We start from the raw sequence: 15810 nt of genomic DNA on the forward strand, positions 1-15810 counted from the left end.
GAGCATGCATATCACCCTGGCAGCGCTGACGCTGGGGCTGGCTCCCTTTCTCGTCTGGTTTGAGGCCCGATGGTTGTGGGGAAAACAAAACGGTGCCCGTGAGGCGCTGCACTTCTGGTTAAAAATCTTCTCGCTGACTGTCGCGGTGGGAGCCGTGTCAGGCGTAGTGATGGAATTTCAGTTTGGCACGCATTGGGCTGGTTTTGCCCGTCAGGTGGGAGGCATGATCGGCCCGCTGCTGTTCTATGAAGTTCTGGTGGCTTTTTTTCTGGAATCGGCACTGACCGGCGTAATGTTATTTGGCATGGGAAAGATCCCGCCGAAACTCCATTTTGCTGTCACCTGCCTCGTTGCCTTTGGGGCTTTTCTGAGCACGTTCTGGATCCTGGCAGCAAACTCATGGATGCAGACACCGATCGGGTTCTCCAGGGATGATGCCGGGCATTTTTTACCACTAAATGGATGGATGATGCTGGCGGCTCCTTCATTTCCCTGGCGTTTCATGCATATGGTACTGGCTTCATTAATCAGTGTGGCTTTTTTGCTGATGGGGGTAGCAGCCTGGCGGCTACTCCAGACACCTCAGGAGACCGCATCCCGTCTTATGCTCTCAGGCGCACTGGCACTCTCGCTGGTCGCGCTGCCATTGCAAATGGTGACGGGCGATCTGCATGGAGAAAATACGCTAAGCTATCAACCCGCCAAACTCGCTGCTATCGAAGGGGCCTGGCATCCCCCGGGAAACGGTGAAGGTGAACCACTTCGGTTATTTGCCATCCCGGATCAGCAATTACAGAGCAACCATTTTGAAGTCAGCATCCCGGATATAGGTTCACTGTATCTGCGGCACAATATGACCGGCCACATCAAAAGCCTGAGCGAACTCCCCCGTAACCAGTTGCCTCCGGTTGCCCCGGTATTTATCGCCTTTCGGATCATGGTTGGGTTCGGCATGGTCATGCTTATGACCAGCTTCGTGGTCGGGTAACAGCGCTGGCGGGGAAAACTGTGGCACGCCCGCCGCATGCTACGCGGGCTGGTGTGGATGTCACCGGCAGGGTTTGTCGCGTTACTCTCGGGATGGATGGTGACAGAAATTGGCCGGCAGCCATGGACGGTCTTCGGCATGCTGCGTACCAGCGACAGCATCTCTCCACTGTCGCTCGGCACGACCCTCATCATCTTTCTGTTGGTTGTGATGACCTATGGTCTGGGTTTCTCGCTCGGATTGCGCTATCTCCTGCGGCAGGTGGCATCACCGTTACCTCAGGAAGAAGAAACGGTGGTACTGGTCCTGAAAACGCCAAACTAAGGAGATAAGTATGCAACTGGCTGAACTGTCTGCTCTGGTACTGTGCTTTTCTCTGCTGATATATGTGTTACTGGACGGCACCGATTTAGGGGTGGGAATGCTTTTCTTCTGGTTCAGTGAAGAAAAACAGCGGGAGCTGATGTCCCACAGCATTCTGCCAATCTGGGATGCAAACGAAACCTGGCTGGTTCTGTTTGCAGGGGGCATGCTGGCATTATTCCCTGCGGCGTATAGCCTTGTGTTGAGTTCGCTGGCTGTGCCGGTATTTATCATGTTGTTGTCATTGTTTGGGCGGGCACTGGCGCTGGAGTATCGCGCTGAAGCAACAGTCAGGCTGCGACGCTGGCTTGATCGCCTGTTGGCAGCGGGTTCGGCCCTGGCTGCGTTTACTCAGGGCTGGTGCGCTGGGGGCATCATCACCCCACAGCCGGATGGCAGCATAAATCTTGCTGCCATAATGAGCGGACTTGGCGTCATGACGATTTATATGTTGCTGGCGAGCTGTTGGCTACGCTGGCGGATCGGGGATTCAGTGTTTCCTCTGGCAGGCGCACATGCCTGGATGTGGTGGGTCATAACGTTACTGATATCTATCGTTCTGTTGCTGCTCAACCCGTCACTCTGGTTGCAGTGCTGGCAGCGACCGTTCGGTAAATTAATCATTATCATGATGGGGCTGTTCTGGTTTTTACAGCTTTTCACGCTGTGGCGCGGTAATGCTCTCTGGCTGTTAATCGTGACCCTTACGCTTATTACCATGACGTTAACCGGTATCATCTGCGCTGTTTATCCCTGGCTCATTCCAGGTCAGGTTAATTTGTATCAAAGCGCGGCTTCCAGTGTTACCCAACAGGTCGTCCTGATTGGGGCTGCAGTCATGATCCCCCTGACGCTGATTTATCACACCTGGTCGTTCTGGATAATGAAAGGCCATCATCAGAAGTAAAGCATCTTTAAAGATCGCGAGGTTTATGGCCTATGAATCCTATGAATAAAGATGAATTCAGCAGCCGGGATTACCCGATAAAAGAAAACATCATCTGGTTACGCAGGAGTCATTGATTCAGCGCATCGGGGAATACGCTCTGATTGCCATTGTCATCCTTGGAGCATGCGGTTTGTTTTCTAAAGGGTTTCTGAGTAATGGCCTGGCACAATCAGCTGATGGCTCGCTAAGGGTGGAGTATGAACGCTTTGGTCGGGTACAGAGCAATATGGAAATGAGTATCAGGATTGATACGCCGCCCGGTGGACAATTTACTGTCACGATAGGAAGCGGGGCATTGAATACCTTGCAGATACAGACATTACAGCCCCAGCCAGTCCAGGCCCTTTCCGACGGAAGTGATATGCGGCTGACGTATTCATCCCGCAATACGGGAGGGAGCCATACGGTATGGCTGGGACTCCAGTCACAGCAACCGGGGCGGGTAGCCATCAGTGTCAGCGCTGATAACCATCAACCGGTCAACTTTACCCAGTGGATATACCCCTGAAGGAGTATGATATGGAAACCGTATTGCGAGCGGCTGGTATCTACCTTGTTCTGATGGTGGTATTTAAAATCGCGGGCAGACGTACGCTTTTGCAGATGACATCCTTTGATCTGATTCTGTTACTGATTATCAGTGAAGCCACTCAGCAGGCGTTGCTGGGCGATGATTTTTCTGTGACGGGTGCTGCACTGACTATTATCACCCTCGTGACGATTGATATTTTACTCGGAAAACTCAAAACGCGATTTCCTTCGCTGGAACAAATGGCAGAGGGCGGACCGATTATTCTGGTTGAAAATGGCAACCTGCTGGAAAAACGTATGAAGATGGCCGGGATAAGTAAGGAGGATATCCTTGAGTCAGCCCGGTCATCACAGGGGCTGGAGCAGATAGACCAGATAAAATATGCCGTATTTGAAGTCAATGGTCATATTTCCGTCATACCTGCGGCAGAAAAATAAATAGCCTTATGATGACACACAGCACCGGTAAAGAATGCCCGGCCATTGTCCGGGCGTTTCCATTCAGGACTGAGGTTGTCCAACAGGACCGGAACCCAGAGTCCCTCCAGGGTTGGCCTGCCCGCTCGGCGCATGGGGACGTCCATCATCGCGGACGGCTTCACTTCGGTGCATACATCCTGTCAATGCGGCAAGACTCAATGCGACACAGGTTACTTTAGTCAATAATTTCATATGTTCTCCTTTTCAGTGAGTGAATGAAAAATAAGGTTTACTTGTGGAATTAATATATTTTCAGGCTATCGATGTGTTGTCGTTTATGAAATTGTAGTGCACGCATGTGGGTTATTGTCCGGTCTGGCAGATTTAACGCTAAATTTCATCATTATTCAGTGCATTCTTAATGAGAAATAAGCGAGTCCGCTGAGATGAATTTCATGTCATTTCCTGTAATTTAGCATTTCAACGCTAACTTTTGACGCGATTGCTCTACAGTTAATAAGGTGATAATTCACTGGAGACTTTCGCAATGTCAAAAGATACAGAAGGAAAAAAACTCACCCATCGGGCACCCCATAAAGGACCAGAAACCGCTAAGCCCGGCCTGGGTAGCCTGGCTCCGGCTGATGGCTCACATCAATCATCAGCCAGACCGACACCACCGGGGAAAGAACCCACCGCACCGGGCAGCCTGAAAGCTCCCGACACCCGAACCCCTAAAATCGATCAGCTGGATCCCTTTAGAAAAAATGGCACGCAGCAGGACCTGACCACCAATCAGGGCACCCGTATCGCCAATGATCAGAACTCACTGCGTGCCGGTACGCGCGGGCCGACCCTGCTGGAAGATTTCATCATGCGTGAAAAAATCACGCATTTTGACCATGAGCGTATTCCCGAGCGTATCGTGCATGCCCGTGGTTCAGCGGCACACGGCTATTTCCAGCCGAATCGTTCACTGAAAGAGTTAACCAAAGCGGGATTCCTCAGCGATCCGGACACCGTCACCCCGGTGTTTGTGCGTTTCTCGACGGTACAGGGCGGGGCAGGCTCTGCTGATACGGTGCGCGATATTCGCGGCTTCGCGACCAAATTCTACACTGAAGAGGGCGTATTCGATCTGGTGGGGAATAACACGCCTGTGTTCTTCATTCAGGATGCCCATAAATTTCCGGATTTTGTGCACGCGGTGAAACCCGAACCGCATAACGAAATGCCACAAGGTCAGAGCGCACACGACACCTTCTGGGATTACGTTTCGCTGCAACCGGAAACGTTACATAACGTGATGTGGGCGATGTCCGATCGCGGTATCCCCCGCAGCTATCGCACCATGGAAGGCTTTGGTATTCATACCTTCCGTCTGATTAACGCGGAAGGTAAAGCCACCTTTGTCCGGTTCCACTGGAAACCGGTGGCCGGGAAGGCTTCGCTGCTGTGGGATGAGGCACAGAAACTCACGGGTCGAGACCCTGATTTCCATCGTCGCGATTTGTGGGAGGCCATTGAAGCGGGTGACTTTCCTGAGTATGAACTGGGGCTTCAGCTGATACCCGAAGAGGATGAGTTCAGTTTCGATTTCGATATCCTTGATGCCACCAAGCTGATCCCGGAAGAACTGGTGCCGGTAGAGCGGGTGGGCAGGATGGTGCTGAATCGGAATCCCGATAACTTTTTCGCGGAAACCGAGCAGGTTGCTTTTCACCCCGGCCATATCGTGCCGGGGCTGGATTTCACCAACGATCCGCTGTTGCAGGGCCGTCTTTTTTCCTACACCGATACCCAAATCAGCCGCCTCGGTGGACCTAATTTTCATGAAATACCAATCAACCGGCCGGTCTGCCCGTACCATAATTTTCAGCGTCAGGGCATGCACCGGATGGAGATTGATGCCAATCCGGCCAACTACGAACCTAATTCAATCAACGATAACTGGCCACGGGAAAGCCCCCCTGCTGCGGAGAAGGGTGGCTTCGACAGCTATCAGGAAAGGATTGAAGGGCAGAAGGTACGTGAGCGCAGCGACTCTTTTGGTGAATATTATTCCCAGCCAAAACTGTTCTGGCAGAGCCAGACGCCCGTGGAACAGCAACATATCGTCGGTGCTTTCTCATTCGAGCTGAGCAAGGTGGGTCGGGCCTATATCCGTGAACGGGTGGTCGATCATCTGCTGCATATCGATCCTGACCTGGCGCAGGGCGTGGCGGATAATCTCGGCATTGAATTTACCCAGGAACAGCGGAAAGTTGTCACCGCAAAAGAGGTGAATGGGCTGACAAAGGATGACAGCCTCAGCCTGTATGCCGTGCCGGGTGGGGATATCAAAGGGCGGCAGGTAGCATTGCTGGTCAGTGATGGTGTGAAAGCGGCTGATATGCTGGCGGTATTGCAGGAACTGAAAGCCAGAGGCGTGCACGCCAAACTGCTGGCGGCCCATATGGGGCAGGTACGCGCCGATGATGGCTCGGTGTTGCCGATCGATGCGACGTTCAACGGTCTGCCGTCCCTGACGTTTGACGCGGTGCTGGTGCCGGACGGTAACATTGATGCTTTGTTGCTGAGTGGGGATGCGCGTTACTTCCTGCTGGAAGCCTATAAACATCTGAAGGTCATTGGCCTGAGCGGTGATGCGCGCCGCTTCAAAGCGCAGTTCAGCCTGAAGGACAGTGAAACCGAAGAAGGGCTGGCAGAAGGAAGCAAAGCTGAGGGTGCGCTGATGACCGATTTTCTTGCCGCGATGGCGGCCCATCGCGTCTGGTCACGCAGCCAGAAGGCGGCGACAGTGGCGGCATAACCCGGCAGGCGGACTTCGGTAGTCCGCCTTACTGCGGGTTCTTCCCTGACCATTGCCAGTTACGGACTTCCGGAACATCTTCGCCATATTCCCGGACATAGCGGTGATGTTCCGCGATGCGTTCCTGCAGGTCATCGAGCAATTCAGGATGACGCTCGGCAAGGCCGGGGACACGTAAAATCACCTCCTGCGCCAGATGGTAACGATCCAGTTCGTTCAGTACCGTCATATCGAAAGGGGTGGTGGTGGTGCCTTCTTCATTAAAACCCCGCACATGAAAGTTGCGGTGGTTGTTACGCTGACAGGTCAGCCGATGGATCAGGCTGGGGTAACCGTGAAAAGCAAAAATCACCGGTTTATCCGCTGTGAACAACGCATCAAATTCAGCGTCGGATTTACCGTGCGGATGTTGCTCACAGGACTGCAGCGCCATCAGGTCCACCACGTTCACCACCCGAATACGCTGGCCTGGAAGACAGCCACGCAGTAAATCCACGGCTGCCAGTGTTTCCATCGTCGGAACATCGCCCGCACAGGCCATCACCACCTCAGGATCCTCACTGGTGCTCGCCCAGCGCCATTCACCCATGCCCGCTTCACAGTGCACAATGGCGCTATCACAATCGAGCCACTGCGGCGCAGGTTGTTTGCCTGCCACAATCACATTGATGCGATCCCAGGTCTTCAGGCAATGATCGCCCACCCATAGCAGGGTATTGGCATCGGGTGGCAGATAGATACGCACAATGTCGGCCTTTTTATTGGCGACATGATCGATAAAACCCGGATCCTGATGACTGAAGCCGTTGTGATCCTGATGCCAGACGTGTGAGGACAACAGGTAATTCAGCGAGGCGATGGGCTTACGCCATCCCAGTTTGCGCGTGACTTTCAACCATTTGGCATGCTGGTTGAACATCGAGTCGACGATGTGAATAAAGGCTTCATAACAATTGAAAAGACCATACCTACCCGCCAGCAGATAGCCTTCTAGCCATCCCTGACATTGATGTTCACTGAGGATTTCCATCACGCGCCCGTCGCGCGCCAGCTGTTCATCAAAAAGTTTGATTTCCCCCATCCAGCTGCGACTGGTGACGTCAAACACCGGTGACAGCCGGTTCGACGCGGTTTCATCAGGGCCAAACAGGCGGAAATTATCCTTATTCCGCCGAAATACCTCACTGAGATAATGGCCAAGACGTTCCGTCGCCTGGGCGCTGTCAGCACCGGGCGTGGAGATATCTACCGCAAATTCATGGATATCAGGAACGTTAAGCTCGCGGCGCAGCAGGCCACCATTGGCATAAGGTGAAGCCCCCATACGTTTATCCCCTGCCGGGGCCAGTGCTTTCAGTTCCGGTTTCAGGCAGCCAGCGGTGTCAAACAAATCGTCAGGCTGGTAGCTACGCATCCACTCTTCAAGAATCTGCCGGTGGTCTTCGTTTTCCCGACAGGCTGAGACAGGGACCTGATGGGCGCGCCAGAAATCCCCGACTTTTTTACCGTCAACGGCGGCGGGACCCGTCCAGCCTTTCGGGCTGCGCAGGATAATCATCGGCCAGCGCGGTACCGTGTTGTCAGCCTGTCCCGTGCGTGCAAGCTGCTGGAGAGCGGCGATTTTATCAAAGGCAGTGTCCAGCGTATCTGCCATCTGCACATGCATGTTGTCCGGTTCATGGCCACTGACAAACAGCGGTTCGTAGCCGTAGCCGCTAAATAACTGCCGGAGATCGTCATCGCTGCTTCGCCCCAGCAAGGTTGGACTGGCGATCCTGTAGCCATTGAGATGCAGAATCGGGAGCACCGCACCATCACGTTGAGGGTTGAGGAATTTGTTGCCGTGCCAGCTGGCGGCAAGCGGCCCGGTTTCTGCTTCACCGTCGCCAATCACGCAGGGCACGATTAAATCCGGGTGATCGAAGGCTGCACCGAAAGCATGGGAAAGTGAATAACCCAGTTCCCCCCCTTCATTAATCGATCCCGGCGTTTCTGGCGCCGCATGGCTGGGGATGCCGCCCGGAAACGAGAACTGCCTGAACAGCCGCTGCATTCCTTCGGCGTCTTCACTGATGTGCGGATAAATTTCGCTGTAGCTGCCTTCCAGCCAGGTGTTAGCCACCATGCCGGGGCCGCCATGACCGGGACCACAAACGTAGATAAGATTCAGGTCACGCTGGCGGATGATGCGATTGAGATGAGCATAAATAAAGTTGAGCCCCGGAGTGGTGCCCCAGTGCCCGAGCAGGCGTGGTTTGATATGTTCCGGGCGCAGGGGGTCCCGCAGGAGTGGATTATCCATCAGATAGATTTGGCCGACGGATAAGTAATTGGCGGCGCGCCAGTAACGGTCAAGAAGGGCGAGTTCGTTAGCGGAAATTGATGGGAGCATGCAGATTCCTCCAGCGGAGAATGGGGTGTTATTAAACCTGACAGGGCTGGGGCCACGCGCCTATACGGAGGCGCTATGAGAATCAGAGTGACACCATGCATGCTACCGAATCTTTCAGAATGGATTGGTCAGGGCCGCATAGCATTACCGGGTATCCGGATTCTCGTTCTTCAAGATACTTGCTCATCCTGCTGCTGCTGATACCTGCGCCACACCACATCAAATGATGCTGATGATGCTCCGCCGGGAGTTGCCCCATGTTGGTACCGGGACAGACCTCGATGCAGAATCCCTGCGCGGTCAGCCGAATGGCTTCGAGCCAGATTTCGTTACGATCTTTTGTGCTGACAGCTTCAAGGTAAAGCGGGATGGAGTCGTGTCGCTGAGAGGCCCGGCTGCTCGTTTCGGCATGAAACCGGACCAAATCATGGAAGCGCTGATGTCGCAGAGGCGATGTTTTATTGGCATCCTGCATCAGCCAGCAACTTAACGGGCGCATCAGGCGGTTAATAAAATCATCACCACTGAAATCACCCGCCAGACTGCGAACGATACGTGAAAGCGAACGCAGGGATCCGTATTCGAGTTCGAATAGCACTTCTCCCCGCCGTGCAGACCAGCCTCCGGTAACCAGGGGAATCCCCTGTCCGATACTGATCGCTAACTCACCGGCTGTCATACCGTTTGCGGTGGCAGCCAGAATGCCCTGTACCTGCTCCATATGGACGCTGTCCCATACTTCACCAGGATGCTGCAGAGAGAGTAATCCACTGCGATTCCAGCGACGAAGATTGGCCGGATGCGCTCTGGTGAGAGCGCAGAGCGTATCCGTGGTATATAAAATCATGCATGCCCCCTGATGGGGAAATTGATGGTGTAAATGCAAAGAGAAAACAAAAAGATCGGCTATCCGATTGCTCTCGCCGCTGTTGATGAAAACGGAATAATCTGGAGATGAGGGAACTGAATATTCGCGTTTAAATTCTGCTAAAGATCACTGAGGTTGTTTTTCCGCAACTGGAAGAGTTTTCTTGCCACTTTTGCAACTGGCAGCAATATCTCTTTCCAGATTATTCTTAAAGAAATTCTTCTCAACCCTGACTCCTGTTTGACTTTCGTCGTTTAACAGGGTTCTTAAATCATGTAAATTTCCTGCGTCTTTTCTGTGATTTTTCATAAGAATTTCCAGATACATTAACTTAATGAAATTTAAAAGTAACATTTAAAATGTAGCTTATGACATCATTAATGCAAGCGGTAAAGTGAATAAATGAAAATTAAAAATAGTTGAATAAGTAAATTAATCCCGCGCTTCGCCTATCATTCCTGGTTTGTCTGGTTGCTATTCGAACAATCAGGGTTAGACTTAATTCATTCATATTAAATTTCCCCGATGGAGGCTGTTTTGCAGAGACGATTACTTATTTCTCTCTTTAGTGTTCTCATAACGATGTCATTTCATGGATACTCCGCTGAAAAGGGTGGATTTAATCCTGATGGACAGCCGCCTGCACCGCATGAGCAAAAAGATGGCTATCGGGGAATTACTGATGGGCAGCATCAAATAACGACTAAAGAACTGGAAAAATTACCTGACCGGACATGGGTGTCACTGAAAGGAAATATCAACAAGCAGAACGGTAAGAATGAGTATCTTCTGCGTGATGAGCAGGGCAGTATTGCACTCATTATCAAAGATAATGTCTGGCAGGGACAGGAAGTGAAACCTGATGATCTTGTCTCCGTTAATGGTCAGTTGATGCATGAACAAACGCATTCGACAATCATCGTGCGGGAGATTCGACGACTTTAAATATCGAGATTAGCCGGTTGGTTGTAATTTACCTTCACAGTGCTCTCCGCCTTTCTGTGAAGGTTTTTTTTGGTTAACTTTCGGGATCGTCGGGTGTGCCTGCCACGACAATCTCTAAAGCGTTACGTAGTGCATCCTGCTGCAATGCATCATGGCTGGTTTCGAGTTTAGCGATTAACCACAGAATAATATCTTTATTCGTCGCGTGCTGGCGCGCGGTTTCAATAGACAAAACTGCCGCATCGATCCATTCCGTTTCACTCAGTACAATGTTGGGGTCTGTCTGATGAAAAAAAGCCTGGAGATTGGTTTCGACTTCAGGTGCCTGAGGCATAGAAAGGTTTCCTGCTATGGCAATTGCTTGCACTGTTGAGGGTTGAGTGAGGTTGCATATAAAATACAGGGTAAATATCCACCATTAACGACCAAGAAGCAGACCAATCAGCTCCCGGTACCTTCTTTCCTCTTCAGCACTACCTGAAACTTCAAGACGATGCACCAGCTTGGTACAAATCGTCTTCCGGTTAAGTCTTTTTCCAGAGCGCAATGTTTCAGTCACAATCTGCCCCAGCATTTCCTGCTGTGAGGGGAGGGACGTTTCATAAAAATATTGTGTGATCTCATGAGACGGTGAAGATGACAGATTGTTCTGACGCATAATCAAACCTTTTGAAAAAATAGAGGTTATAAAATGTGCAGTTCAAATGTAACTTAATCTTCGCGGTGAGTTAAAACTGTACAAAAAAAAATTGTTAGCGCGCTTATGATTTTTTATCTTTTAGTGCTATTGATTTAAAATCAGTGACTTAAAAAAGTGATCAGGCATGAAAGTTTATAGCGCAGACTTAAATTATGTCTCATGAATGTTTTTACGCCGATAAATTATTTCGGAGAGGTACTCCCGAACATATTATTTTGAATCCGAAATTCGTGTTAAGAATCATCTGCATTAGGGGGGATTTAACTCAGGATATTGCTTAAATAACCTTTCCAGTTAGCATTTTTACAGGCATGAACTAGAATAAATTGTTCATTTGAAATAATTAATGCTCAAGCTGAAATTAAAGAGGTAATTATGTCGCATGCCACTGGAAATAATCAGCCTCATCTGCCAACCCCTCCTTTTAAAGAACAACCGCAAAATGCTCCTGGTCTGGCATCCGATATGATCCCTGTTCCGGATCATGGTGAAACCAGCTATCAGGGGCATGGTCGCCTTAAAGGCAAAAAAGCGCTGATCACCGGCGGTGATTCAGGTATTGGACGCGCCACGGCGATTGCATTTGCACGCGAAGGGGCGGATGTTGCCATTGGTTACCTGCCCGCAGAGGAAAAAGATGCTGAAGAGGTGATCAAACTTATCCGTGAAGAAGGGCGTAAAGCCGTCGCTCTGCCTGGGGATATTCGCAGTGAAGCATTCTGCACACAACTGGTGGAAAAAGCCGTAAACGAACTGGGTGGACTGGATGTTCTGGTGAACAATGCGGGCCGCCAGCAGTTCTGCTCATCCATCCGCGAGCTTACTACTGAAGATTTTGACGCGACATTCAAAACCAATGTTTATGCCATGTTCTGGATAACCAAAGCAGCGCTGAAACACCTGAAAAAGGGTGCCAGCATTATTAATACGTCGTCTGTGCAGGCCTATGAACCAAGCGATATTTTGCTGGATTATGCGCAGACCAAAGCCTGCATCGCCATCTTCACAAAAGCGCTGGCGAAACAACTGGCTCCGGAAGGAATACGTGTTAACGCTGTTGCGCCGGGTCCTTACTGGACGCCACTACAACCTTCAGGCGGGCAGCCACAGGAAAAACTGAAAAAGTTTGGCGAGCAGGCTCCACTGGGTCGTCCAGGTCAGCCGGTGGAAATCGCTCCTCTGTACGTACTGCTCGCTTCCGATGAAGCAAGTTACACCTCCGGTCAAGTCTGGTGTTCTGATGGTGGCACTGGCACAGTTTGATTTCATCATAGGTGGCCTCTGACTACGGCCACCGTGTTTGAAATGAATCATCATTCTTACGTTTACTCCCCATGCTGCCTTTATCAAATTTTCATCGAAAAAATAGGCTATAAGTCAAGGATTTCCCCGGGGAAGTCTATCCGTTCTCCAATAGACCAATTTTTTTTACCCAGTATATGCTGTGGTGTTTTGTCAGGGACATTAAAATAATAATAATTATTAATTAAGTCAACTTTGTCACCTGGATCTTCGTGAATGTCATTTTGGCTAATTCCTGCTTCTCTTAACTCTTGTGCTGTAAGATCAAGATATCGTGCTAATGCGTCAAGATTCATAAAGTTCCCCCACTCTCCGCCCATATTATTAGTTAAGCACTTATCCATTTTTTTTCCATCTCCTCCTTGCGCAACAAAATGCCGGGGCGAACACTGCCAGTAAATTTATTTGATTTTCATCGTGATAAAAGTTTTATAATTCTCCTTTCATGCTATAGTGAAGAAAAACGTTACAAATATGCATCTTACCTTATGAGTTATTCTAAAACAGGTCGAACAGGTTTAATCGGATGCGCTATTGGTGCAGCAGTGATCACGATCGTAGCAAAAGGGCTTCCGGTAAACAGAGACAATATCATCTATGAGTTGGAACGCATGAAGGCTTCATCCGGTCACTTGCCTGTCAGAGCCATTACTCACGATGCAGCTAAACTACTGCGCAAGACCCGCGAGGGTTAATGTTATCAGGTAAATAAATTGATTTCTTGCTATGCCCATTCTCCTGCCAGTAAAGCTGACGCAAATGTTATGCTTTTGTATGGTGACGCTACGCCTTAGCATCCAATGGGCAGAATCATCATGAATAACCCTAATTTTTCTCGCCTTGGCTGCATTCTGCTATCTTAAAGAAACAGAGCCGTTATGAGAAAGCAGGTTCGCTTCATTATCCCTTAAGGCGATCTTACCTAAGTTATTCTTGGCTGGAAGCTTACAATAAACACAGAGAACCGAACTCACAGGGAAGAGAACGGTACCGCAACGCAGTTTTTGAGAAAAGCTCAGATAAGGGCTGATGGATAGTTGTTTGAAAGCCTACAGGAATTCTCTGAGGCTGTACTGAATCAACGATGCCCTGAGTAGTTTCTTACTTAAGCGCTACAGCAATAAGCCTGTACTCGGTCTCGAAAATGATGACAGAGACTACCTACAGAATTGGAATAATTCATAACATAATTGATAGAGAACATCTGAATTGTCATTTATTAGCTATAATGACTTTAACACCAAGTAATGTTGGAGGCTTATATGACCAATCAAGAAGGTAAAAAAGGGAGTGAAGGAAGCGCTTCTACACCTGGAAAACTTCCGACAGGCAATAAAGAATCAGCCAAGGAAAAAGCGACAAAAAGAGACAGGAATTCAAAGGAATAATAAAAAGTCACCTTAAGGTGGCTTTTTATTTCATATTATTACAATAACGGTTTGTGTAGACGATATTCATAAAAAAGAAAGGGGGGAGTCTTCTTTATTCTCTTTACTACGCTTAAATCACGCATTCGTTATAATGCTCATAATTATAATCATAATAGCGCTAGAATTTAGATTACCAGTTACGCAACATGGAGATCAGTATGTCAGAACGCCCAGATGATGTTGAACCGCAGCCTGACGAAGGTGAGGTCCCTGATAGCCAGTTCCCGGATGAAGATGAAGAGTTACCTAATGAGGAATCGCCTAAGCGATAAACTAATAACCGCCTTTCGGGGCGGTTTCAGTTTTATTAACCTTTGTCACATAAACTAACTGCGCGAATAAAAAAATCCCCTGAAGCAGGGGTTAACAGTCCAATGAAAGGAAATAGTATCTTTTTGTAACACCATTTAAAGCATAGCACTCATTGGTAGACATCGTCGGGTGTTTGATCAAGAATCATTTGTAGTGCCATTCGATAAGTATCAAGTAAGTACGGCTCTTTTTCTGACTCAAGCATTACCACTAATTCCTCGATAATTTTTTTATTGCTAATCATATTGTTGGATAACCATAAATCATTCTCAACTTTGATAATCACAGCTTTAGCTTTAACGTAAAGTGGATCGATACTTTTGATATAAGTATCGATTTGCGTCTCGGTTGGGCGTGTAATTGCCATTTAGCTACCTCAGAGGAATGATGGATGTTCAAAGATGAAAGAGCGTTATGCTAAGTCACCTAACACAAGAATAAAGACAAAAAAACCTCTGAATAATGGGGGGTTCTTTAGCTTCAGAGGCAGTGCAAGGCACTATTTTATAACAGGGAGTCATCAGTCAGAGTAAGTATGGTCAATATCGTGAGCTTTGCTTCCATTATCTGTATGTGGCGTCAGATTTGTGACCGTTGTCGCGGGTGCTGACGTCAAAGTACGCGGAGCACACGCCGCTGAAGCGGCAGTCAGATATCTATGAGCGGCAGGGCGTGACGCTCAGCCGTTCGCTGCTGTCGGGCTGGGTGGACGCGTGCTGTCAGCTGCTGTCACCACTGGACGAGGCACTCTCGCGCTACGTGCTGACAGACGGCAAACTTCACGCCGATGATACGCCGGTGCCGGTGCTGCTGCCGGGCAACGGTAAAACCAAAACCGGGCGCCTGTGGACGTACGTGCGCGACGACCGGAACGCAGGCTCGGTGATGGCGCCGGCGGTGTGGTTCGCGTACTCGCCGGACCGCAAAGGGATGCACCCGCAGTCGCACCTTGCGGGGTTCAGCGGGGTGCTGCAGGCGGACGCGTACGCCGGGTTCAACGAGCTGTACCGCGAAGGCCATATAAAGGAAGCGGCGTGCTGGGCGCACGCGCGGCGTAAAATCCACGACGTTCACGTCCGGACGCCGTCTGACACCACGACTGAAGCGCTGCACCGTATCGGGGAACTGTACGCTGTTGAAGCCGGTATCCGGGGCAAAAGCGCATCGGAACGTCTGGCCGTGCGGCAGGAAAAAACGGTGCCGCTGCTGACCGCACTGGAAGGATGGCTGCGGGAGAAGCAGAAAACGCTGTCACGACACTCGGAACTGTCAAAGGCGTTCGCTTACGCCCTCAATCGGTGGGATGCGCTGAAATACTATGCGAGCGACGGCTGGTCGGAGGCTGACAACAATATCGCGGAAAACGCGCTACGGACGGTGAGTCTGGGGCGGAAAAATTACCTGTTCTTCGGCTCGGATCACGGCGGCGATCGTGGCGCGCAGCTGTATGGGTTAATCGGGAGCTGCCGCTTAAACGGCATCGATCCTGAACGTTATCTTCGCCATGTGCTGTCGGTAATCGCCGACTGGCCGGTCAATCGCGTCGGTGAGTTACTGCCGTGGCGCGTCACCCTGCCCGGGGAATAATCTCCGGATCATCCTGTCAATACGGCTCTCGCTGTACGCTTACGACTCGCCGGAATTTTTTTAGGTTTGAGCCGGGGAGAAAAAGTGCCAGAATCGCGCTGAGGCACCCTGGAGAGGGGTGCGAAAGTAGTCGTATGTTTACTCAATCAGCTACAGACGCGGAAAAGGCCGCCCCGGGAGCGACCTTTTTTTAGAGATTTTTTCAGGTGTC

General features: G+C 50.2%; 14 protein-coding genes and 2 pseudogenes. 9 read left to right on the top strand and 7 right to left on the bottom strand.

The window, feature by feature from the left end; translation table 11 throughout:
• Positions 1-4: 4 nt before the first annotated feature.
• The 5 genes and pseudogenes from RCF31_RS24530 (at position 5) to katE (ending at position 6063) form a co-directional block, all read left to right on the top strand.
• Positions 5-1312 (top strand): annotated as a pseudogene (locus tag RCF31_RS24530) (cytochrome ubiquinol oxidase subunit I).
• Between the two features lie 10 nt (positions 1313-1322).
• Positions 1323-2258, top strand: a complete 936-nt coding sequence (locus tag RCF31_RS24535; protein WP_416413925.1) for a cytochrome d ubiquinol oxidase subunit II — start codon at positions 1323-1325, stop codon at positions 2256-2258.
• Positions 2259-2370: 112 nt separating this feature from the next.
• Positions 2371-2808 (top strand): hypothetical protein, encoded by a 438-nt coding sequence (locus RCF31_RS24540; RefSeq protein WP_416413926.1) that lies wholly within the window; start codon positions 2371-2373, stop codon positions 2806-2808.
• A gap of 11 nt (positions 2809-2819) precedes the next feature.
• Entirely contained in the window at positions 2820-3269 is a 450-nt protein-coding gene (locus RCF31_RS24545) for a DUF421 domain-containing protein (protein WP_416413927.1), read from the top strand.
• Between the two features lie 529 nt (positions 3270-3798).
• On the top strand, positions 3799-6063 hold the full coding sequence (gene katE / locus RCF31_RS24550) for a catalase HPII (protein WP_416413928.1): 2265 nt from the start codon (positions 3799-3801) through the stop codon (positions 6061-6063).
• Between the two features lie 28 nt (positions 6064-6091).
• Here the strand turns inward: katE and RCF31_RS24555 are convergent, their stop codons facing one another.
• From RCF31_RS24555 to RCF31_RS24565, 3 genes are all read right to left on the bottom strand, one after another.
• Positions 6092-8455 carry a phosphoketolase gene (locus tag RCF31_RS24555; RefSeq protein ID WP_416413929.1) on the bottom strand — a complete coding sequence of 788 codons (2364 nt, stop codon included), beginning with the start codon at positions 8453-8455 and terminating at the stop codon, positions 6092-6094.
• Positions 8456-8537: 82 nt separating this feature from the next.
• Positions 8538-9302, bottom strand: coding sequence for a hypothetical protein (locus RCF31_RS24560; RefSeq protein WP_416413930.1), 765 nt, complete (start codon positions 9300-9302; stop codon positions 8538-8540).
• 147 nt (positions 9303-9449) lie between these two features.
• Entirely contained in the window at positions 9450-9632 is a 183-nt protein-coding gene (locus RCF31_RS24565) for a hypothetical protein (RefSeq protein ID WP_416413931.1), read from the bottom strand.
• Between the two features lie 228 nt (positions 9633-9860).
• Between RCF31_RS24565 and RCF31_RS24570 the strand changes: the two genes are divergently transcribed.
• Positions 9861-10268 carry a YgiW/YdeI family stress tolerance OB fold protein gene (locus RCF31_RS24570; protein WP_416413932.1) on the top strand — a complete coding sequence of 136 codons (408 nt, stop codon included), beginning with the start codon at positions 9861-9863 and terminating at the stop codon, positions 10266-10268.
• 73 nt (positions 10269-10341) lie between these two features.
• Here RCF31_RS24570 and RCF31_RS24575 read toward each other — a convergent pair whose 3' ends face one another.
• Both RCF31_RS24575 and ycgZ read right to left on the bottom strand, forming a co-directional pair.
• The gene (locus RCF31_RS24575; RefSeq protein WP_416413933.1) at positions 10342-10602 is read right to left on the bottom strand and encodes a biofilm development regulator YmgB/AriR family protein; all 261 of its coding nucleotides are present in this window, start codon (positions 10600-10602) and stop codon (positions 10342-10344) included.
• Positions 10603-10686: 84 nt separating this feature from the next.
• Positions 10687-10926 carry a regulatory protein YcgZ gene (gene ycgZ / locus RCF31_RS24580; protein WP_416413934.1) on the bottom strand — a complete coding sequence of 80 codons (240 nt, stop codon included), beginning with the start codon at positions 10924-10926 and terminating at the stop codon, positions 10687-10689.
• 417 nt (positions 10927-11343) lie between these two features.
• Here ycgZ and RCF31_RS24585 point away from each other — a divergent pair, with 417 nt between their 5' ends.
• Complete coding sequence (locus RCF31_RS24585) at positions 11344-12231, top strand: SDR family oxidoreductase (protein ID WP_416413935.1); 888 nt, start codon at positions 11344-11346, stop codon at positions 12229-12231.
• 107 nt (positions 12232-12338) lie between these two features.
• Here the strand turns inward: RCF31_RS24585 and RCF31_RS24590 are convergent, their stop codons facing one another.
• Complete coding sequence (locus tag RCF31_RS24590; protein WP_416413936.1) at positions 12339-12614, bottom strand: hypothetical protein; 276 nt, start codon at positions 12612-12614, stop codon at positions 12339-12341.
• 918 nt (positions 12615-13532) lie between these two features.
• On the opposite strand from RCF31_RS24590, the gene RCF31_RS24595 reads away from it, so the two are divergent.
• Complete coding sequence (locus RCF31_RS24595; RefSeq protein ID WP_299449710.1) at positions 13533-13658, top strand: hypothetical protein; 126 nt, start codon at positions 13533-13535, stop codon at positions 13656-13658.
• Positions 13659-14121: 463 nt separating this feature from the next.
• Here RCF31_RS24595 and RCF31_RS24600 read toward each other — a convergent pair whose 3' ends face one another.
• The gene (locus RCF31_RS24600) at positions 14122-14379 is read right to left on the bottom strand and encodes a biofilm development regulator YmgB/AriR family protein (protein ID WP_416413937.1); all 258 of its coding nucleotides are present in this window, start codon (positions 14377-14379) and stop codon (positions 14122-14124) included.
• A gap of 227 nt (positions 14380-14606) precedes the next feature.
• Here RCF31_RS24600 and tnpC point away from each other — a divergent pair.
• Positions 14607-15599, top strand: a pseudogene (gene tnpC / locus RCF31_RS24605) (IS66 family transposase); the annotation flags it as partial.
• Positions 15600-15810 lie beyond the last annotated feature (211 nt).

Origin of the sequence: Pantoea sp. App145 (assembly GCF_047947045.1) — a bacterium.
Classification (GTDB): Bacteria; Pseudomonadota; Gammaproteobacteria; order Enterobacterales; family Enterobacteriaceae; genus Pantoea.

Bases quoted from the DNA above. Each gene is read 5' to 3' on its own strand.
- RCF31_RS24535 (WP_416413925.1), top strand. From the start codon at position 1,323: ATGCAACTGGCTGAACTGTCTGCTCTGGTACTGTGCTTTTCTCTGCTG.
- RCF31_RS24545 (WP_416413927.1), top strand. From the start codon at position 2,820: ATGGAAACCGTATTGCGAGCGGCTGGTATCTACCTTGTTCTGATGGTG.
- katE (WP_416413928.1), top strand. From the start codon at position 3,799: ATGTCAAAAGATACAGAAGGAAAAAAACTCACCCATCGGGCACCCCAT.
- RCF31_RS24555 (WP_416413929.1), bottom strand. From the start codon at position 8,455: ATGCTCCCATCAATTTCCGCTAACGAACTCGCCCTTCTTGACCGTTAC.
- RCF31_RS24560 (WP_416413930.1), bottom strand. From the start codon at position 9,302: ATGATTTTATATACCACGGATACGCTCTGCGCTCTCACCAGAGCGCAT.
- RCF31_RS24565 (WP_416413931.1), bottom strand. From the start codon at position 9,632: ATGAAAAATCACAGAAAAGACGCAGGAAATTTACATGATTTAAGAACC.
- RCF31_RS24575 (WP_416413933.1), bottom strand. From the start codon at position 10,602: ATGCCTCAGGCACCTGAAGTCGAAACCAATCTCCAGGCTTTTTTTCAT.
- ycgZ (WP_416413934.1), bottom strand. From the start codon at position 10,926: ATGCGTCAGAACAATCTGTCATCTTCACCGTCTCATGAGATCACACAA.
- RCF31_RS24585 (WP_416413935.1), top strand. From the start codon at position 11,344: ATGTCGCATGCCACTGGAAATAATCAGCCTCATCTGCCAACCCCTCCT.
- RCF31_RS24590 (WP_416413936.1), bottom strand. From the start codon at position 12,614: ATGGATAAGTGCTTAACTAATAATATGGGCGGAGAGTGGGGGAACTTT.
- RCF31_RS24595 (WP_299449710.1), top strand. From the start codon at position 13,533: ATGACCAATCAAGAAGGTAAAAAAGGGAGTGAAGGAAGCGCTTCTACA.
- RCF31_RS24600 (WP_416413937.1), bottom strand. From the start codon at position 14,379: ATGGCAATTACACGCCCAACCGAGACGCAAATCGATACTTATATCAAA.